Source organism: Phycicoccus sp. DTK01 (assembly GCF_017312765.1).
GTDB classification, from domain to species: Bacteria; Actinomycetota; Actinomycetes; order Actinomycetales; family Dermatophilaceae; genus Phycicoccus; species Phycicoccus jejuensis.
Genome location: NZ_BOPU01000012.1, coordinates 55,343 through 74,904, shown reverse-complemented (window position 1 = coordinate 74,904; position 19,562 = coordinate 55,343). Strand labels below are relative to the sequence as shown.

Annotated in this window: 16 protein-coding genes; 8 read left to right on the top strand and 8 right to left on the bottom strand. The window is 73.4% G+C overall.

The features are described 5' to 3' along the window. Positions 1-50: 50 nt before the first annotated feature. A complete protein-coding gene (gene dapC / locus J3473_RS18130) occupies positions 51-1,211 on the bottom strand; it encodes a succinyldiaminopimelate transaminase (RefSeq protein WP_207025218.1) in 1,161 nt (386 codons plus the stop codon). A 4-nt stretch (positions 1,212-1,215) separates the two neighbouring features. Beyond that, a complete protein-coding gene (gene fdxA, locus J3473_RS18125; protein ID WP_030529541.1) occupies positions 1,216-1,542 on the bottom strand; it encodes a ferredoxin in 327 nt (108 codons plus the stop codon). Between the two features lie 21 nt (positions 1,543-1,563). Here fdxA and J3473_RS18120 point away from each other — a divergent pair, with 21 nt between their 5' ends. Further along, positions 1,564-2,604: an N-acetyltransferase gene (locus J3473_RS18120; RefSeq protein ID WP_207025217.1), complete on the top strand. Its 1,041-nt coding sequence runs from the start codon at positions 1,564-1,566 to the stop codon at positions 2,602-2,604. Here the strand turns inward: J3473_RS18120 and J3473_RS18115 are convergent. The 6 genes from J3473_RS18115 to typA form a co-directional block, all read right to left on the bottom strand. After that, the gene (locus tag J3473_RS18115) at positions 2,573-5,242 is read right to left on the bottom strand and encodes a hypothetical protein (RefSeq protein WP_207025216.1); all 2,670 of its coding nucleotides are present in this window, start codon (positions 5,240-5,242) and stop codon (positions 2,573-2,575) included. The two genes, J3473_RS18120 and J3473_RS18115, sit on opposite strands and share 32 nt — an antisense overlap. 104 nt (positions 5,243-5,346) lie before the next feature. After that, the gene (locus tag J3473_RS18110; protein WP_207025215.1) at positions 5,347-7,089 is read right to left on the bottom strand and encodes a VanW family protein; all 1,743 of its coding nucleotides are present in this window, start codon (positions 7,087-7,089) and stop codon (positions 5,347-5,349) included. Continuing rightward, on the bottom strand, positions 7,086-7,577 hold the full coding sequence (locus tag J3473_RS18105) for a flavin reductase family protein (RefSeq protein ID WP_030529537.1): 492 nt from the start codon (positions 7,575-7,577) through the stop codon (positions 7,086-7,088). The genes J3473_RS18110 and J3473_RS18105 overlap by 4 nt, the downstream gene beginning before the upstream one ends. Next, a complete protein-coding gene (locus J3473_RS18100) occupies positions 7,574-8,431 on the bottom strand; it encodes a PIG-L family deacetylase (RefSeq protein ID WP_242525953.1) in 858 nt (285 codons plus the stop codon). The genes J3473_RS18105 and J3473_RS18100 overlap by 4 nt, the downstream gene beginning before the upstream one ends. Beyond that, positions 8,428-10,278, bottom strand: coding sequence for an ABC transporter substrate-binding protein (locus J3473_RS18095; RefSeq protein WP_207025214.1), 1,851 nt, complete (start codon positions 10,276-10,278; stop codon positions 8,428-8,430). The genes J3473_RS18100 and J3473_RS18095 overlap by 4 nt, the downstream gene beginning before the upstream one ends. A gap of 9 nt (positions 10,279-10,287) precedes the next feature. Then, on the bottom strand, positions 10,288-12,183 hold the full coding sequence (gene typA / locus J3473_RS18090; protein WP_207025213.1) for a translational GTPase TypA: 1,896 nt from the start codon (positions 12,181-12,183) through the stop codon (positions 10,288-10,290). Positions 12,184-12,438: 255 nt separating this feature from the next. Here typA and J3473_RS18085 point away from each other — a divergent pair, with 255 nt between their 5' ends. The 7 genes from J3473_RS18085 to J3473_RS18055 all read left to right on the top strand — a co-directional run bounded on the left by J3473_RS18085 (position 12,439) and on the right by J3473_RS18055 (position 19,560). Next, positions 12,439-14,115, top strand: a complete 1,677-nt coding sequence (locus tag J3473_RS18085; protein WP_207025212.1) for an ABC transporter substrate-binding protein — start codon at positions 12,439-12,441, stop codon at positions 14,113-14,115. 111 nt (positions 14,116-14,226) lie between these two features. Next, entirely contained in the window at positions 14,227-15,234 is a 1,008-nt protein-coding gene (locus J3473_RS18080) for an ABC transporter permease (protein WP_207025211.1), read from the top strand. After that, the gene (locus tag J3473_RS18075) at positions 15,231-16,214 is read left to right on the top strand and encodes an ABC transporter permease (protein WP_030529531.1); all 984 of its coding nucleotides are present in this window, start codon (positions 15,231-15,233) and stop codon (positions 16,212-16,214) included. Before J3473_RS18080 ends, J3473_RS18075 begins: the two co-directional genes overlap by 4 nt. Positions 16,215-16,221: 7 nt before the next feature. Then, a complete protein-coding gene (locus J3473_RS18070) occupies positions 16,222-17,238 on the top strand; it encodes an ABC transporter ATP-binding protein (RefSeq protein ID WP_207025210.1) in 1,017 nt (338 codons plus the stop codon). Beyond that, positions 17,235-18,437, top strand: coding sequence for an ABC transporter ATP-binding protein (locus J3473_RS18065; RefSeq protein ID WP_207025209.1), 1,203 nt, complete (start codon positions 17,235-17,237; stop codon positions 18,435-18,437). The genes J3473_RS18070 and J3473_RS18065 overlap by 4 nt, the downstream gene beginning before the upstream one ends. A gap of 63 nt (positions 18,438-18,500) precedes the next feature. Next, positions 18,501-18,809: a 4a-hydroxytetrahydrobiopterin dehydratase gene (locus tag J3473_RS18060; protein WP_207025208.1), complete on the top strand. Its 309-nt coding sequence runs from the start codon at positions 18,501-18,503 to the stop codon at positions 18,807-18,809. A gap of 100 nt (positions 18,810-18,909) precedes the next feature. Continuing rightward, on the top strand, positions 18,910-19,560 hold the full coding sequence (locus J3473_RS18055; RefSeq protein WP_242525957.1) for a VIT family protein: 651 nt from the start codon (positions 18,910-18,912) through the stop codon (positions 19,558-19,560). Positions 19,561-19,562 lie beyond the last annotated feature (2 nt).

Below are 19,562 nucleotides of genomic sequence, written 5' to 3'. Positions count from 1 at the left end.
TCGACCCTACCCGCCGGTCACCGGTGGAAAAAACGGGGGCGACGTGAGATTCAACGCTCGGGTCGGGCCAGACGACGGGCGGCGGCCTCGATGCGCTCGTCGGTCGCGGTGAGCGCGATGCGCACGTGCTCGCGACCGGCGGGCCCGTAGAAGTCCCCGGGGGCCACGAGCACGCCCCGGTCGGCGAGGCGGTCGAGGGTGGTCCGCGAGCCCTCGCCCGCGGTGGCCCAGAGGTAGAGGCCGGCCTCGGAGTCGTCGACGCGCAGCCCGAAGGCCTCGACGGCCGGCTGCAGCACCGCGCGCCGGGCGGCGTAGCGCGCCTTCTGCTCCTCGACGTGGCCGGCGTCGGACAGGGCCGCCACGAGGGCCCGCTGCACGGGCCAGGGGACGATCATCCCGGCGTGCTTGCGCACCTCGAGGAGCTGCCGCACGACGGCGGGGTCGCCCGCGACGAAGGCCGCCCGGTAGCCGGCGAGGTTGGACTGCTTGGAGAGCGAGTAGACGGCGAGCAGCCCCTCGTGCGAACCGCCGCAGACGCGCGGGTCGAGGATCGAGGGCGTGGTGGGCGGTTCGGTCGAACCCGCCTCTCGCGGACGCCAGTCCAGCTCGGCGTAGCACTCGTCGGAGGCGACGAGCACGCCGTGCTCGCGGGCCCAGTCGACGACCTTGCGCAGGTGCTCGACGCCGAGGACCTTGCCCGTCGGGTTGCCGGGGGTGTTGAGCCACAGCAGCCGCGGCGTGGTGGCGGGGGTGAGCGGACCGAGGGCGGTCAGCGCATCGACCGCCATCGGCACTGCGCGGGCCAGCCGGGCGCCGACGTCGTAGGTCGGATAGGCGACGCGCGGGAAGCCGACGACGTCGCCCTCCCCCAGCCCGAGGAGGGTCGGCAGCCAGGCGACGAGCTCCTTGGAGCCGACCGTGGGCAGGACACCGGCGGGGTCGAGCCCCGGCACGCCGCGCCGCGCCGCGAACCAGGCGGCCACGGCCTCGCGCAGGTCCGGCGTGCCGTAGGTCTGCGGGTAGCCCGGGGCGTCCGCAGCGTCGGCGAGCGCGCGCTGCACGAGCCCGGGGGTCGGGTCGACGGGGGTGCCGACCGACAGGTCGACGAGCCCGTGCCCCGCGTCCGGCCCGAGGTCGGGGTCGGAAAAGGCGCTCGCCCGCTCCTTGGCCGGAGCGAGCGAGTCCCAGGGGAAGTCGGGAAGGGTCAGCACCCCGTCACTCGTCGTGCTCCTGCGGGGGCAGGTCGGCGATGATCGGGTGGTCCTTGGCGATGACGCCGAGCTTGGCCGCACCGCCGGGGCTGCCGAGGTCGTCGAAGAACTCGACGTTGGCCTTGTAGTAGTCGGCCCACTGCTCGGGGACGTCGTCCTCGTAGTAGATCGCCTCGACCGGGCAGACCGGCTCGCACGCACCGCAGTCGACGCACTCGTCGGGGTGGATGTAGAGGCTGCGCTCGCCCTCGTAGATGCAGTCGACGGGGCACTCCTCGATGCAGGCCTTGTCCTTCAGGTCCACACAGGGCTGCGCGATCACGTACGTCATGCCGCCCATACTATTCACGCCATGAGCACCCCGGAGGGCGGCCCGCCGCCGCACTCCGCCGACGTCCCGCCCGTCGGGACACGCGTCGTCGTCCGGCACCGGCTCCCGGCGCCCGACCCGTTCTCGGGGGCGACGCTGACCGACGTCGTCGGCGACCTCCTCGTGGCCGACGCCGACCACCTGCTCGTCCGCACCCGCCGCGGCGAGGTCGCCGTCCCCCGGCCGTCGGTGACGGTCGTCAAGGAGCTGCCGCCGCGCCCGTCCCGGCGCGGCGCACCCCACCTCGCCCTCTCGGTCGACGACCTGGAGCGCGTCATGGTCGGCGCGTGGCCGGCGGCCGAGAGCGAGCACCTCGGCGACTGGCTGCTGCGTGCGACGTCGGGCTTCACGCACCGCGCCAACTCCGCTCTCACGGTGGGCGACCCGGGCACGACGCTCGAGCGGGCCGTCGAGCTCGTCGAGGCCTGGTACGGCCAGCGAGGGCTGCCGTCGATGCTGACGCTCGCCGGGCCGGTCGGCGCCCGACCGGACGCCGACCCGCTCGGAGCCCTGCTCGTCGCGCGCGGCTACGTCCCCCGGGTCGCCACGAGCGCCCTCACCGCCGCCGTCGACGAGGTGCTGGCCGCCGTGCCGGAGCCGGCCCACGGAGGGCTGCGGGTCACGACCTCGACCACGCTCGATGACCGCTGGTTCGACGCCTACCGCGGCTACCGCGAGGCGCCCGAGGGACCGGCACGCGCCGTGCTCACCGGGTCGCCGGAGCAGGTGTTCGCGTCGGCCGAGGACGCCGAGGGCGTCCTCGGCGTCGGGCGCCTGGGTGTGGCGTCGACGTGGGGCGGCATCGCCGCGATGTTCGTGGAGCCGCGGGCCCGCCGGCGGGGCGTCGCCTCCGCGCTGCTGCGCCGGCTCGCCGGCGCGGCGGCCGACCGGGGTGTGCGGTCCCTGCACCTGCAGACCGACACCGACAACGCGGCCGCGCAGGAGCTCTACCGGAGGGCGGGGTTCGTCGTGCACCACGAGTACACGACGCTCACCCGTCCGAGGACGCCCGCGGGTCGATGAGCAGGGACTCGTCACCCGCCGGCGGTGGCGCGTCCAGCGGGGCGGTGGACGTCGCGTCCGGCGCCACGCGCACGCCGTCGCCGTCGTCGTCGGCGGCGGAGAGCGGCGAAAGGGCCAGGGTGAGGACGAGCTGCGCGGCGAGCTGCGCGGTGTGCTCCTCGCGGCCGACGTAGGTGTACTCGCGGGGGTCGACGTACATCCGGCCGTCTGCCGCACGGGCCTGCATCTGCACCGCGAGGGACAGGTGGTGGGCCGCGGACGCCCGGGCCCCGGCGCCGCGCGGCCCGTCGGCGAAGCCGAACGCCGCCGCCTGGGTGTCGAGCAGCGCGAAGGGCAGCACCTGCCCCTCCCCCCAGTCGCAGCCCTGGGGGTAGTAGACGCCGTACCCGGACCGGGTCGCGGCGTCGCCGGCGTCACCGGCGTCGGCGGGGGGCAGCGGGCGGTACACGCTGCCTCCGGGCGCGGCGTACCCGTCGGCCACGTCGTACTCGGTGTCGACCAGCCCGGCGTACACCGCGGGCAGCCCGACGAACGCCGCCTGGGGCGCGTCGGTCCCCGCCAGCCGGGCCAGGAGCACGGCGTCGACGTTCTGGTAGGCGTTGGTCGCGTAGTCGGGGGCGACGCGATCGTGGTTGACGACCGACCCGTCGTCCTCGACGTTCCAGCCCAGGAGGAGCGACCCCAGCGGGATCCCGTCGACCGTGGCCGTGCTCGAGAGGTCGGCACGGCGGCTGAACGAGTTCGCGAGCAGGCGCACCTGGGCCGCCCGCCAGACGTCGCGGCGCTCGGCGGTGGGGAGCATCGCCAGGGCGACGGCCGGGGCGAGGGCGAACCACGAGCTCTCCTCGGAGCCGGAGTTGCCCGGGCGCAGGACCACGCCGGACCTCGACACCATGACGTACGGCTCGGCCGTCGTCGCGAAGTCGGCCTCCGAGACCACCATGTCGCGCACGCACTCCCGGGTCCGTGCGGACAGGCCGGTCCACGACAGCCACGCCGCCCGGGCCGCGAGCGAGGACCACATCGTGCTCTGCCAGGAGTGCCCCCACCCACCGACGCGCGTGGCCCGGTGTCGGCAGGCGACGGTGCCGACGACCCGGTCGACCACGGCGAGCGCCTGCGCCCGCGACATCCCCGCGTCCTGCGCGTCGTAGACGTCGGCGGCGAGCGCCGTCGACACCCCGAGCGCCTCCATGGACAGGCGTCGGACGGCGTCGGTCCGGTCGGCCTGCGCCGCGGCGTCCATCGGCCGGGCGAGCAGCGACGGAGCGGTCTTCGGCCACCAGGTCCTCAGGCCGTGCCGGACCGAGGTCCGCAGCACCGACTCGGCGTCGTCGCGGAGCGGGCCGTCGCGCAGCCCCTCGGCGAGGACGGCCGCGCCCGGTGCGACGGCGACCGTCGGCTCCGGGACGGCGCCGACGTAGCCGACGAGGTCGACGACGACGTGCCCCCTGCCCCCGGACCGGACGACGGAGACCCCGCCGTCGACACCGAGGGGCACGAGCACCTGCCGGGCGACCGGGACGTCGTCGCGCGCGTTGACGTCGGACGTCGCGGGGGTGCGCTCCCCGGTCCCGACGAGGACGAGCGTGCCCGCGGCGCCCCGGCCGGGCACCGCGGTGACGGTGAGCAGGGCCGCCGAGGCGCCGGCCGGGACGCCCCCGCGCCCGGCGACCTGCTGGTCGAGCCGGCGGCCCGAGCCGACCGGGGCGCCGCTCGTGCGGGTGTCGACGAGACGCGTCGGCCGCAGCGCCTGGAGCCGCCCGCCCGCCGCGGAGGGACCGACGAGGTAGCCGACGACGTCGACGACGAGGTGCGTGGAGCCGGCCCCCGTGGCGAGGGCCAGACGACCGTCCGGGCCGACGCCGACGAGCGCCTGGGTGGCGACGACCTGGTCGCGGACCGTGTTGCCGTTCGACGTGGAGGGGCGGGGGCTGCCGTTCGCCCACGAGAGCAGGGGCAGCCCGCTCGCGCTCGACGAGACCGACGTGAGGTTGGCGACGACGGCGGTGGCGCCGACGGGCACCGCGCCGGTGGTGACCCGCACCGTCGTCGGGACCGTCGAGACCCGACGCCCGGTCCGGCGGGTGTCCAGGACCCGCACGGGCGCGACGGCGTGCACGCCCGGTGTCGTGGGCCGGGGGCTCGCGGCGTACCACCCGACGAGGTCCACGACGACGTCGACGGCCGCGCCGCCGCTGGTGACGACGACCGCGCCGTCGGCCCCCGGTCGCGCGAGGACGGTGTTCGCGACCGCGCGGGCGCGGGGGAAGTTGAGGGACGACGCGGCAGGAGGTGTCGTGCCGGAGGCGTGGACGGTGAGGTGGCTCGAGCCGGAGGCCCCGACGGCGGTGACGTGCAGCTGCACCGCACCCACCCCGGCGGCGGGGAGCCCCCCGCGACCGACGACCGGGACGACGAGCCGCCCACCGGGGCGCAGCCTCTGGCCGGTGGTGCGGGTGTCGGCCAGGCGGGCGGGGAAGACGGCCCGGTAGCTGCCCGCCTCCGGTCGCGCGACGGCCGCCGCGGCGACCCCGCTGCCCGCCGCCGTCGGCGCGGCGACCGCCGTCGCCGGGGGCAGCAGGAGCGCCGCCACCACCGCGAGCGCGGCCCATCCACGCACCTGTCCCCGACCCACGTCCAGCCCCTTCGTCGTCCCCGGCCGGAAACGCTACAAGGCTGGCGCAGAACCGCTCTCACCCACGACGAGGAGCTGTCCGAAGGGACGACACCGGCATCGGCTCAGCGGCCGGAGGCGGTACAGGTCACGTCGTCCTCGGGCACGTAGGAGGTCGTGAACGAGGCCTTCCGGACGACCTTGCCGCCCTGCTTGAAGATGCGGCCGATGTCGACCTTGAAGCCGGGGACGGGCCCCTGCGGCTTGCAGGTCGGGCTGTCGTCCCGGACGACCTTCGGCTGGACGATGTCGTAGCGGGCACTCTTGGTCGCCTCGACGTCGTACTTCTTCGTGCCCCAGTACGTGACGGTGACCGAGGTGTCCGTCGCGACGACGTCGATGAGGATGCCGCCGTCGAGCGTGTTCGTGAACTTGTTGTGCAGGTCGGGCCACGAGATCGTCGCCTCCCGGCCCTCGGGGTAGCGCGAGATGTAGAACGAGTGGGCCTGCCACGCGTCGAGCTGCACGCCGGCGAAGAACGAGGCGTTGAAGATCGTCGTCGAGACCTGCGAGATGCCGCCGCCGTAGCTGTCGGAGAGCCGGTTGTTGAGGATGATCCCCGCCTTGACGTAGCCCTTGTCGGGGGTCCGCTCGCCGAGGACGCCGTTCATGCTGAACTGCTCGCCCGGGGGCACGTAGGTGCCGTCGAGGTAGCGGGCGGCGTTCTTGATGTTGGTGACGCGCGCCGCACCCGGCTCGTAGTAGGTGGTGAAGCTGGAGACCTTCTCCCGGGGCAGCGTCTTCTTCGCGACCTCGGTCGTGAACTCCGGCTGCACCTCCTTGGTCGTCACCGTGGCGGTCTTCGACGGGGTGGAGAAGGCCGTCCAGACCGCGGCGCTGATCGAGGCGTCGTCGAGCGCGCTGCCCGGGGCCGACGGGGCGACCTTCGGCTTGCGCCAGTCGTTGCCGGCGAACGTGACGACGGCGTCCTTCGGGGCGACCTCGAGCTTCGCCTTCTTCGCGGCCGCGTGGACGATCGCGCGCAGCTTCTCGTCGTCGGCGCGCGGCGTGATCGTGCCGTCGTCGGCCGGCGTGAGCACGGCCGCCGGGGCGAGCTGCTTCGCGGACAGCTCGAAGGAGGACCCGCCGACCTGCACGGTGACCGGCGCGGACACGGCCACCTCCGCGAACTCGTCGCGGACCCGCTGCAGCTCCTGCGCGGACACCTTCGGGGCCCGGACGTCGCCGACGACGGCGACGGTGTCGCGGCCGGGCCAGGCGCGACGCACCGCGGCAGCCGTCCGCGCGACGTCGGTCTCGACCCCGGCGACCGGCTCCTCGTAGGCCACCTTGCCGCCGGCGACGGAGACGCTGCCCTCCTTCGCCGACGCGTCGAGCTCGTCCCGCACGCCCTCCAGCGCCTCGCCGAACGCGGCCTCGTCGACGGTGACGGCGGCCGGCTGCTCCCCGCCGCCGGCGACCTGTCGCCAGACGTCGGCGGGGGCGAGGCTGAAGCCGACGAGCGGGTCGACGCTGGCCGGGACGTCGACGGCGAGCCCGGCGTCGGCCGGGTCGACGGACGCCTCGCCGGCCGGGGACGTGAGCGTCAGCGGGCGGCCCGAGCCGTCACCGAGCGCGCGCGCGAGCGTCGCGCGGGCCTGCGCCGCGCTCTGCCCGCCGACCTCGACGCCGGCGACGGTGGTGCCACGCGCGACCCGGTCCGCGGCCCAGGCCGCGGTCGCGCCGTAGACGACGGCGAGCAGCACGATCGCCCCGCCGACGACGTAGGGCCAGCGCCGGCGGCCGGGCGCGGGGTCCTCCCACGCCGGCTCCTCCCAGGTGTCCGGCCCGAGCAGGTCGTCGGTCATGCGAGGCTCCCGTAGCGGCCGCGGTAGTGGACGAGGGCGGGCCCGACGGTGTCGGGGATGTCGACGCCGAGCACCTCGCCGACGACGATGACGTGGTCCCCCGCGGGGTGGACGGCCGTGGTCCGGCACTCCAGCGTCGTCAGGGCGCCGTCGACGAGCGGCACGCCGGTCTGCGGGCCGCGGTGGTGCGGCGCGCGGTCGAGCTGGCCGTGCAGGGGGCGGCCGCGGGTGGCGAACCAGTCCGACAGCGGCCGCTGGTCGACGCCGAGCACGCTGACACCCCAGACGCCGGCGTCGACGACGGCGTCGTGGAAGCGGCTCTCGGTCTCGACGCAGACGAGGACGAGCAGCGGGTCGAGCGAGACCGAGGTGACGGTGTCGGCGGTCATCGCGTGGTCGTGACCGCCCTGGCGCGTCGTGATGATGCTGACGCCCTGGGCCATCCGGCCCATCGCCTGCCGGAAGACGGCCTCGTCGGGGGTGCTCACGACGCCTCCCCCACCGGGCGGCCCGTCGCGAGGTCGAGGCGCGCGTAGCCCTCGCGGCCGGCGAGCCGGAAGACGTGGCGGTTGGACAGGGCGTACCACCCCGGGCCGACGACGACCTGGGTCTCGTGGGCCCGCAGGGCCTGCTCCTGGGCGGGCACGACGGAGGTGTCGACCACGGCCCGGGTGACGACCTCGTCCGGGACGACGTCGCCCGCGTACTCGCTCGTCGCGTCCGGCACGACCCATCCCTCGCCCGCGGGAACGTGGGCGGCGAGCCAGGCGTGGTCCTCGCTCGCCCAGGTCAGCGGGGTGAGGCGGCCGAGCAGCGGCAGGTCGGCCCCCGTGGTGCGCAGGGCCTGCCGGGTCGCCGCATGGGTGCGCACGTGGTCGGGGTGGCCGTAGCCACCCCCCGCGTCGTAGGTGACGACGACGTCCGGGTCGAGGCGCTCGACGACGGCGGCGACCGCGGCGGCCGCGACCTCGGGCGCCACCCCGGCCCAGGCGCGCGGGTGGGCCGCGGCGGCCGAGCCGGCCATCCCCGAGTCGCGGAAGGCGCCGTCGGCGTCCTCGAGCAGGTGGTGCGTGACGCCGAGGACGGCCATCGCCCGGTGCAGCTCGTCGCGGCGGTGCGCGGCGAGCGCGGGGCCGTCGCCCTCGAGGTGCGCGAGCGCCGGCGGGATGACCTCGCCCTCCTCGCCGAGCGTGCACGTGAGGACGTGGACCTCGTCTCCCCGGCCCGCGTGGTGGGCCAGCGCGACCCCGGTCGTCAGCGTCTCGTCGTCCGGGTGGGCGTGGACGAAGAGCATCCGCGCCGGCCTCCCCCCGAGGTCGAGGCCGTCGAGCAGGCCCCTCACGGCACGACCGCGATGTCGGCGAGCTCGACGACGCCGCCGAGCACGGTGTTGGCCGAGAGGTTGCGCACGTCGCTGCCCGCGACGTACAGCGCGCGGCGCTCCGCGAGCCCGATGTAGGCGCCCTGCTGGAGCAGCCGGCGGTCGACGTCGGCCCAGCCCCGCTCGCGGGCCGTCCGGTCGGCGACGGTCGAGGTCTTGGCCATCTGCTCGTCGAGGCGCTCGTCGCTGAAGTAGCCGTAGTCGCGGCCGGGGCCTGCGTCGGTGATGTTGATCGTGCTGTCGAACAGCGGCGGGAGCACCGTCGAGCCCGAGGGCCACGCGGGTGCCCAGTTGGACCAGAACACGTCGTAGTCCTCGGCGGCGGACTTCTGGACGATCGTCGAGAAGTAGTCCTCGGTGATCGGCTCGACGGTCGGCGCGAAGCCGGCCTGCCGCCAGCCCGCGACGAGGGCCGCGACGGCCTTGTCGGCCGTGGGGTCGGAGCGGTAGGCGAGGGTGAACTCCACCGGGCCCTCGACCTTCGCCTCGGCGAGCAGGGCCTTGGCCCGGGCGGCGTCGCCGCGCACCCCGGCCCCCACCGGGTCGTCGTCGTGCGCCGACGGCAGGGCGCTCGGCAGGAGCGACACCGACGGCTGCGCCGCGGTGGCGCCGCCGATCGCGGTGACGTACGCGTCGCGGTTGGTCGCGGCGGCGAGCGCCAGCCGGACCTTCTCGTCCGCGAAGACGGGGCTCTTGACGTTCGGCACGAGGTAGTCGACCACGCCGGTCAGCGGGTTGACCGACCGGTCACCGAGGCTCTGCACGGCGGTGACCTGCTGCTGGATGGCGGGCGGCACGGACGCGAGGGCCACGGCGGCCCGGCCGGCGGCGTTGTCGGCGCTCACCTGCTGCGCGATCGCCTCCGCGTCCAGGCCCTCCTGGTAGCGGATCTGGTCCGGGTAGGCCTTGCGCACGGGGTCGCTCGCGGCGTCCCAGTGCGGGTTGCGCACGAAGAGGCCGCCGCGGCCGGGCTCCCACGCGCCCCGCAGCATGTACGGGCCGCTGCTGAACACGTCGTAGGTGCCGTCGGCCCGACGGTCGGCGGACTTCTTGACCGGGCCGAACGCGGGCTGCGAGAGCATCTCGGCGAAGTCACCGACCGGGGTGCTCAGGCTGAACGTGATCTGGCGGTCGTCGCACGTCACGGCCTTGTCGAAGACGGCCTGCGCGGCCTTCGCCTTCTCGCCGGAGCCGTACGGACCGGTGTAGGTGCTCGACCCGTCGGCCTCGCGCGGGATGGCGAGCACGGCCAGCGCGTCGGTCGGGCCGCCCGTCACCTCGTCGGTGGCGAAGGTCCGCGAGATGCCGTAGGCGACGTCCGCGCAGGTCAGCTCGCTGCCGTCCTGCCACCGCAGGCCCTCGCGCAGGGTGAAGGACCAGGTCTTGAGGTCCTCGCTCGCGGTGCCGGTGTCGGTCGCGAGGTCACCGACGAGCCGCGACTGCTGCTGCGGGTCGGTGCTCGGGGCGTAGGCCGTGAGGGTCCGCGCGAACACCCGCCCGGCGAAGGCCATGTCGGCCCGCGACGCGATCCGCTGCGGGTCCCACGAGGGCACCGGACCCAGGGCGAGCGCGCTGAGCGTGCCCCCGCGGGTGTCGACGCGGTCCCCGACCGCCGAGCTCGGCAGCGTGTCGGAGCCGGTGCCGCCGCCGCGCTGGCGCGCCACGACCACCCCCGCCCCGACGAGCACCGCGACGACGATGAGGGCCAGCCCCACGACGAGGCGCGTCGGACGGCGCCGGCTCGCCCGCCGCCGCGCGCTGCGCGAGACGGCGGCCTGCTCGGGACTGCGGTCGCTCCTGCTCGTCATGCCCTGCGGTCAGCTCCTCCTGGCGCGGGCCGCGGCGCGGGCGCGCAGGGTCTGGTCGAGCTCCACCTTCCGGATGCGGATCGCCTCGGGGGTCACCTCGACGCACTCGTCCTCGCGGCAGAACTCGAGGGACTGCTCGAGCGAGAGGGCGCGCGGCGGCGCGAGCCGCTCGAGGACGTCGGCACCGGCGGAGCGCACGTTGGTGAGCTTCTTCTCCTTGGTGATGTTGACGTCCATGTCGTCGGCGCGCGAGTTCTCGCCGACGATCATGCCCTCGTACACCTCGGTGGTCGGCGGGATGAAGAGCGTCCCGCGCTCCTGGAGGTTCATCATCGCGTAGGCGGTCGCGGGCCCCGAGCGGTCCGAGACGAGCGAACCGCTGATGCGGGTCGTGATCTCGCCGAGCCAGGGCTCGTAGCCCTCGAAGACGTGGTTGGCGATGCCGGTGCCGCGGGTGTCGGTGAGGAACTGCGTCCGGAAGCCGATGAGGCCGCGCGAGGGGACGAGGTACTCCATCCGGACCCAGCCGGTGCCGTGGTTGGTCATCTGCTCCATCCGGCCCTTGCGGACGGCGAGCAGCTGGGTGATGGAGCCGAGGTACTCCTCGGGGGTGTCGATGGTCAGGCGCTCGACCGGCTCCTGCACCTTGCCGTCGACCTCGCGGGTGACGACCACCGGCTTGCCGACGGTCAGCTCGTAGCCCTCGCGGCGCATCTGCTCGACGAGGATGGCCAGCGCGAGCTCGCCACGGCCCTGGACCTCCCAGGCGTCGGGGCGCTCGGTCGGCAGGACGCGCATCGAGACGTTGCCGATGAGCTCGCGGTCGAGGCGGTCCTTGACCAGGCGCGCGGTGACCTTGGCGCCCTTGACGCGGCCGGCCATCGGGCTGGTGTTGATACCGATCGTCATCGAGATGGCCGGCTCGTCGACCGTGATGAGCGGCAGCGGCCGCGGGTCGTCGAGGTCGGCGAGGGTCTCGCCGATGGTGATCTCGGGGATGCCGGCGACGGCGATGATGTCGCCCGGGCCGGCGGACTCCGCGGAGCGGCGCTCGAGCGCCTCGGTCATGAGCAGCTCGGTGATCTTCACCGGGACGGTCGAGCCGTCGCGGCGGCACCAGGCGACCTGCTGGCCCTTGCGGATCGTGCCGTTGTGCACGCGCAGGAGGGCGAGGCGGCCGAGGAAGTTCGAGGCGTCGAGGTTGGTGACGTGCGCCTGGAGCGGGGCCTCGTCGTCGTAGGAGGGCGCCGGGATCGTCTCGATGATCGTCCGGAACAGCGCCTCGAGGTCCTCGTCCTCGGGCAGGCCGCCGTCGGCCGGGCGGGTCAGCGAGGCGCGGCCGGCCTTGGCCGAGGCGTAGACGACCGGGAAGTCGAGCTGGTCCTGGTGGTGCTCGGCGTCGACGAGGAGGTCCATGAAGAGCTCGTAGACCTCGTCGACGACCTCGGCGATGCGGGCGTCGGGGCGGTCGACCTTGTTGATGCACAGGACGACGGGCATCTGCGCGGCGAGGGCCTTGCGCAGGACGAACCGGGTCTGGGGCAGCGGGCCCTCGGAGGCGTCGACGAGCAGGACGACGCCGTCGACCATCGACAGGCCGCGCTCGACCTCGCCACCGAAGTCGGCGTGGCCCGGGGTGTCGATGATGTTGATCGTCATGCCGTCGGTGATCCCGGCGTCGACCGCGGCCGGGCCGGCGTACCGGACGGCGGTGTTCTTCGCGAGGATGGTGATGCCCTTCTCGCGCTCGAGGTCACCGCTGTCCATGGCGCGCTCGTCGACGTGCTGGTGCTCGCCGAAGGCTCCGGACTGCCACAGCATCTTGTCGACGAGCGTGGTCTTTCCGTGGTCGACGTGCGCGACGATGGCGACGTTACGGAGGTCGTCGCGGCGGGAGGCAGACATGCCCACCAGTCTCTCAGGTCTTGCGCCAGCGACCGAATCGGCGTAGTGGCGCGGCAGCGGGGACGCGCCGAAAGGTCTGCGCCGCGGATTCGGTCTCACTTGGGTAACCACTCGCGTCGGGCCGTTCCCCCCGCGCAATTTGCTGGCTAGGGTCCGTGCAACCGCGAGGGGCCGGGCGACCGGTGCCCGCGCGGGACCTCGTCCGCCCGACCCGGGCGGTCCGAGCGATCGCACACCCAAGCGAGGTTCACACTGATGACACGCAAGCGCACGGCGCCCCTCGTGCTCCTGACGGCCGCCGCCCTGAGCATGACGGCGTGCGCCCAGTCCGAGCGGGACTCCGACGGAGGGACGGGCGCATCCGGTGCCACGAACGTGAAGGACACCTTCACGTTCGGCGCGGCGGGAGCCCCCGACGTCTTCGACCCGCTCTACGCGACCGACGGCGAGACCTTCCGCATCACCCGCCAGATCCACTCGGGCCTGCTCGGCATCAAGCCCGGCACCGCCGACATCCAGCCCGAGCTGGCCGAGAGCTGGACCCCGTCCGAGGACGGCCTGTCCTGGACCTTCAAGCTGCGCCAGGGCGTGAAGTTCTCCGACGGCGAGCCGTTCAACGGCCAGGCGGTCTGCGACAACATGCAGCGCATGTTCGAGCAGAAGGGCGCCGGCCAGACGGCGGCCGAGTACTGGGGCTACTTCTTCGGCTCGTTCAGCGACGACCCGTCGGGCTCGCTCTACAAGTCGTGCGAGGCGCCGGACGAGAACACCGCGGTCATCGACGTCACCCGCACCACCTCGAGCTTCCCGACGATCCTGTCGCTCGACTCCTTCTCGATGCAGTCGCCGAAGGCGCTCAAGGACGGGGACGCCAACAACGTCCAGGCGCAGGGCGAGGGCTTCACCTACCCCGCCTACTCGAAGGCCCCGGTCGGCATCGGCCCGTACAAGCTCTCGAAGTACGACGAGGCGAACAAGACCGTCACCCTCGTCGCCAACGAGAACTACTACGGCGAGCAGCCGAAGACCAAGACCCTCGTCTTCAAGATCATCCCCGACGAGAGCACCCGCCGCCAGGAGCTGCAGGCCGGCTCGATCGACGGCTACGACCTGCCCAACCCGGTCGACTGGAAGGGTCTGGAGGACGCCGGCAACAAGGTCGAGGTCCGCCCCGCCTTCAACATCCTCTACCTGGGCCTGAACCCGGAGCGGAACCCGAAGCTCAAGGACCTCAAGGTGCGCCAGGCCATCGCCTACGCCCTCAACCGGGACCAGATGGTCAAGACCCAGCTGCCCGAGGGCGCCAAGGTGGCCTCGCAGTTCATGCCCGACACCGTCTCCGGCTACAACACCCAGCTCCAGCCGTACGCGTACGACCCGGAGAAGGCCAAGTCGCTCCTCGCCGAGGCCGGCGCCGAGGGCATGACCCTCAAGTTCGCCTTCCCGACCGAGGTCTCGCGGCCGTACATGCCGGACCCCCAGAAGATCCACGCCGCGTTCACCAAGGACCTCGAGGCCGTCGGCATCAAGGTCGAGCAGGTGAGCAAGCCGTGGAACGGTGGCTACCTCGACGACGTGTCGGCCAACGGCGCGTACGACATGTGGCTGCTCGGCTGGACCGGCGACTACAACGCCGCGGACAACTTCCTCGGCACCTTCTTCAGCAACCTCAAGAGCAACGACTTCCACACGAGCGTGATGCCGTGGGGCAAGACGCTCTCCGAGGACCTCAAGAAGGCCGACGCCATCGTCGACGAGGGTGAGCGCGACGCCGCCTACCAGGACATCAACAAGCGCATCGCCGAGGAGTACCTGCCGGGCATCCCCGTCAGCCACTCCCCGCCGGCGCTCGTCACGAGCGGCAAGGTCCAGGGCCTCGTGGCCAGCCCGCTGACGGCGGAGACGTTCGACACCGTCACCGCAGGCAAGTGACCGCGCGGGGTCCCCACCCCGCGAGCACGTCCGTATAGGGTCGGTGGCCGCCCCGAACACAGCCGTTCGGGGCGGCCACCGTCGTCCACCGGGAACACCAGGAGCCTCACGTTGGCGCGTTTCATCATCAGACGACTCCTCCAGATGGTGGGGGTGGTCTTCGTGCTCTCGCTGCTCCTGTTCTTCTGGCTGCGATCCCTGCCCGGAGGCACGGTCTCCGCGATCCTCGGCGAGCGGGCCACGCCCGAGACCCGGGCCGCGCTGACCAAGGCGCTCGGCCTCGACGAGCCGATCTGGGTCCAGTACTGGAAGTTCCTCACCCGCGCCCTCCGGGGCGAGTTCGGCGTCTCGACCGGCGTCCTGCCCGGGACCGACGCCATGACGATCTTCCTCGACCGGCTGCCGGCCACCATCGAGCTGAGCTTCCTCGCCCTGCTCATCGCCGTCGTCCTCGCGATCCCGCTCGGCTACGTCTCCGCCCGGCGCGCCAACTCGCCGCTCGACAGCGGGCTGGTCATCGTCTCGCTCGTCGGTGTCGCCGTCCCGGTCTTCTTCCTCGCCTTCCTCCTCAAGTACCAGCTCTCGGTCGAGCACAACTGGTTCCCGGTCTCGGGTCGCCAGGACAACATCGGCTGCACCCGCGTGACGAACTTCTTCGTCCTGGACGGCCTGCTGACCCGGGAGTTCGACTGCTCGGCGAGCGCCCTCAAGCACCTGGTCCTGCCGTCGGTGGCCCTCGCGACGATCCCCTTCGCGGTCATCTACCGCATCACCCGCGCCTCGGTCCTCGACGTGCTCGGTGAGGACTACGTGCGCACCGCCGAGTCCAAGGGCCTCAACGCCCGCGTCATCCGGGGCCGGCACGTCCTGCGCAACGCCCTGCTGCCCGTCGTCACGACGATCGGCCTCCAGACCGGCGGCCTGCTCGCCGGAGCGGTGCTCACCGAGCAGGTCTTCAACTTCGGCGGCATCGGGAACGCGCTGGCGGTGGCCTTCCAGCGGCGCGACTACCCGGTCCTCGAGGTCCTCATCCTCGCGGCCGCCGCGATCTACGTCATCATCAACCTGCTCGTCGACATCGCGTACGCCGTCATCGACCCGAGGGTGAGGACCCGATGAGCCCCACCAACCCCATGAACCGCCGCAAGGACCGCATCGACGACCTCGCCGCCACCTCGGGCGGCACGGCCACCCTCGTCCGCGAGGCCGGGACGGTCGACGAGAAGCCCGGCGTCTCGCTCATCGCCAGCGCGTGGAAGCGCCTGCGCCGCAACCCGGTCTTCCTCATCGGTGCGGGCATCACGCTCCTCTTCGTCGTCCTCGCCCTCGTGTCGCGCGTCATCGCCCCGCACGACCCCGCGGTCGGCTACCTCATCGACCAGGTGCGCCCCCAGTCCAACCCCGTGCCGGGCCCCCAGCCCGGGTTCCCGCTCGGCGCCGACGACGCCGGCCGCGACCTGCTCTCCCGCCTCATCGTCGGCAGCCAGCAGACGCTCATCGTCGGGGTCTTCGCGACGCTGTTCGGACTCGCCGGCGGGATGGTCCTCGGCATCCTCGCGGGCGCGTTCGGGGGGTGGGTCGACGCGCTCGTCATGCGCATCGTCGACGTCCTGCTCTCGATCCCCTCGCTGCTGCTCGCCTTCTCCATCGCCGCGCTGGCCGCCCGCCCGAGCCAGCTGACCGTCATCATCGCCGTGGCGGCCGTCCAGGTGCCGATCTTCGCGCGCCTGCTGCGCGGGTCGATGCTCGCACAGCGGCACAGCGACCACGTGCTCGCCGCCCGTGCCCTCGGTGTCACCGAGCGGGCCGTCGTCTTCCGGCACATGCTGCCCAACGCGCTCGGCCCGGTCATCGTCCAGTCGACGCTCGTGCTCGCGACGTCGATCATCGACGCCGCCGCCCTGAGCTTCCTCGGGCTCGGCAACCCCAACGACCGCCAGCCCGAGTGGGGCCAGATGCTCGGCAAGGCCCAGACCTACATCTACGACTACCCGCACCTCGCCGTGTACCCGGCGCTGTGCATCATCGTCGTCGCCCTCGGCTTCACCCTCATGGGCGAGTCGCTGCGCGAGGCCCTCGACCCCAAGAGCAGGAGGTGACCCGCCGATGACCGCCACGGCGACCACCCCGTCCACGAACCGTCACGGCGACGAGCCGCTGCTGTCCGTCCGCGACCTGAGGGTCACGTTCACGCGGCAGGGCGAGGAGCCCTTCACCGCCGTCGACGGAGTCTCGTTCGACGTCCGGCCCGGCCAGACCGTCGGCCTCGTCGGCGAGTCCGGCTGCGGCAAGTCCGTCACCTCGCTCGCGATCATGGGGCTGCTCCCCCGGCGCGGCAACCGGGTCGAGGGCACCGCGACCTTCGACGGCACCGACCTGCTGCGCCTCGGCTCCTCCGAGATGCGTGACCGGCGCGGTCGCGACATCGCGATGATCTTCCAGGACCCGCTCTCGTCGCTGAACCCGGTGGTGCCCGTGGGCCTGCAGGTCACCGAGGTCCTCGAGCGCCACCGCAAGATGTCGCGCAAGGCGGCGACGCCCCTGGCCCGCGACCTCCTCAAGCGCGTCGGCATCCCCGACCCCGACCGCCGGCTCAAGGACTACCCGCACCAGATGTCGGGCGGGATGCGCCAGCGCGCGCTCATCGCGATGGCCCTGGCCTGCGCGCCGCGGCTGCTCATCGCCGACGAGCCGACGACCGCGCTCGACGTGACGATCCAGGCGCAGATCCTCAGCCTGCTCAAGGAGCTGGTCCAGGAGACCGGGACGGCCCTGGTCATGATCACGCACGACCTCGGGGTCGTCGCGGGGCTCTGCGACGAGGTCAACGTCCTCTACGGCGGCCGGATCGTCGAGCGCGGCGGCCGGCACGAGCTCTTCGGGCAGCCGCGCCACCCCTACACGAACGGCCTGCTCGCGTCGATCCCCCGGCTCGACGCCGAGCGCGCCCCGCTGACGCCCATCCCCGGCTCGGTGTCGGACAACCTGCCGTGGACGAGCGCCTGCGCCTTCGCCCCCCGCTGCTCGCAGCCGGTCGACGTCTGCACCCAGCGGACGCCGGAGCTCGAGGAGTCCGGCAGCCGCGCGCTGCGCTGCTTCAACCCCGTCGGAGGACCCCGATGACCGCCACCGCCGAGCCCACGCCCGCCGAGACGCCCGCCGACGAGCGCGAGCTGCTCGTCGACGCCCGCGGGGTCAAGGTGCACTTCCCCATCAAGCGCGGCGTCATCCTCGACAAGGTGATCGGCCACGTCTACGCGGTCGACGGGGTCGACCTGCAGATCCGCAAGGGCGAGACCTACGGCCTCGTCGGCGAGTCCGGCTGCGGCAAGTCGACCCTCGGCAAGGCGATCCTCAACCTCGAGCCGCCGACCGAGGGCAGCGTCCTCGTCGACGGCACCGACGTCGCCTCGCTCAAGGGCGCCGCACTGCGCCGGCGGCGCAAGGACTTCCAGATGGTCTTCCAGGACCCGATGAGCAGCCTCGACCCCCGGCAGTCGGTCGAGTCGCTCCTCGTCGAGGGGATGAAGGCGCACGGCCTCGCGACCGACGCCAAGGCCACGGCGAAGCGGCTGCGCGAGCTGCTCGCGGCCGTCGGCCTGCCCGCGGCGGCCCTCAAGAAGTACCCGCACGAGTTCTCGGGCGGCCAGCGCCAGCGCATCGGCATCGCCCGCGCCCTCGCGGTCGAGCCGAAGCTCATCGTCGCCGACGAGCCGGTCTCTGCGCTCGACGTGTCGGTGCAGGCGCAGGTCATCAACCTGCTCGAGGAGCTCCAGGACGAGTTCGACCTCACCTACCTCGTCGTCGCCCACGACCTCGCGGTCGTCCGGCACATCAGCGACCGGATCGGCGTCATGTACCTCGGCGGGCTCGTCGAGGAGGCGTCGGCCGACGACCTCTACGCGCAGCCGCTGCACCCGTACACGCGGGCGCTGCTCTCGGCCGTGCCGCTGCCCGACCCGGCGGCCGAGGACGCGCGCGAGCAGATCCTCCTCGTCGGCGACCTCCCCTCCCCGTCGCGCCCGCCGTCGGGCTGCCGCTTCCACACCCGCTGCCCGTGGCGGCAGGAGACGCGCTGCGACGACGAGCGCCCGCAGCTACGGGTCGTCGAGGTCGACGGCGTTCCCGCCTCGCACCGGGTCGCGTGCCACTTCGCCGAGGAGATCGCCCGCGGCGAGATTCAGCGGCACGAGGTCACCGCCACGGCGACGACGCAGGACTGGCGCGGCGAGGACGACGGCGACGCCATCGGCCCGGCGTCGGTCGCCGAGGCCCAGATCCACCCGACCGGCAACCAGGCCGGGTCCGGCGGGGGCTTCTGACACCGGGCACGGTGAGGCTCACCTGAGGTGCCGTGGGCGCCCCGGGTGGCCGATGATGGCTTGATGAGCCGACTCCTCACCGACGACGAGGTCACCCGCCAGCTCGCCGACCTGCCCGGGTGGGTGCGCGAGGATGACGCCCTCGTGGCCTCGATCGAGGCGCCCGACTTCCCCGCCGCGATCCGGCTGGTGGCCGCCGCGGCCGACGAGGCCGAGCAGATGAACCACCACCCCGACATCGACATCCGCTGGCGCACGACCCGGTGGCTGCTGACGACCCACGACGCCGGCGGGCTCACCCAGCTCGACATCGAGCTGGCCCACCGCATCTCCACCGCGGCGCGCGCCGAGGGGGCGACCTTCCGTGACTGACGTGACCCCCGACCACCAGGCGCCGGACCGCGTCGACGCCGCCGCGCTCGAGGGCCACGACGAGGCCCACGACCGCTCGTTCTCGAGCCGGCTCAACTGGCTGCGCGCCGGGGTGCTCGGCGCGAACGACGGCATCGTCTCGACCGCCGGCCTCGTCATCGGCGTGGCCGCCGCGACGGCCGAGCGCGGGCCGGTGCTGACGGCGGGCCTCGCCGGGCTCGCGGCCGGCGCGATGAGCATGGCGGTCGGCGAGTACGTCTCGGTGAGCACCCAGCGCGACAGCGAGAAGGCCCTCATCGCCAAGGAGATCCGCGAGCTGCGCGAGGAGCCGGAGGCCGAGCTCGCCGAGCTCGCGGCGATCTACGAGGGCAAGGGCCTCTCCCCCGCGCTCGCCGAGCAGGTCGCCGTCGAGCTGACCGCCCACGACGCCCTCGGCGCGCACGCCGAGGCCGAGCTCGGCATCGACCCCGAGGACCTCACCAACCCGTGGCACGCCGCGTGGGCGTCGATGATCGCCTTCACCGTCGGGGCGCTGCTGCCGCTGGTCGCCATCCTCCTGCCACCGACGGAGTGGCGCGTGCCGGTGACGGTGCTCGCCGTCGTCCTCGCGCTCGCGGGGACGGGCCTGGTCAGCGCCCGCCTCGGGGACGCCGACGCGCAGCGGGCGACCGTCCGCGTCGTCGTCGGTGGCCTGCTCGCGATGGCCCTGACCTACGCGATCGGCTCGCTCGTCGGCACCCAGGTCGGCTAGGC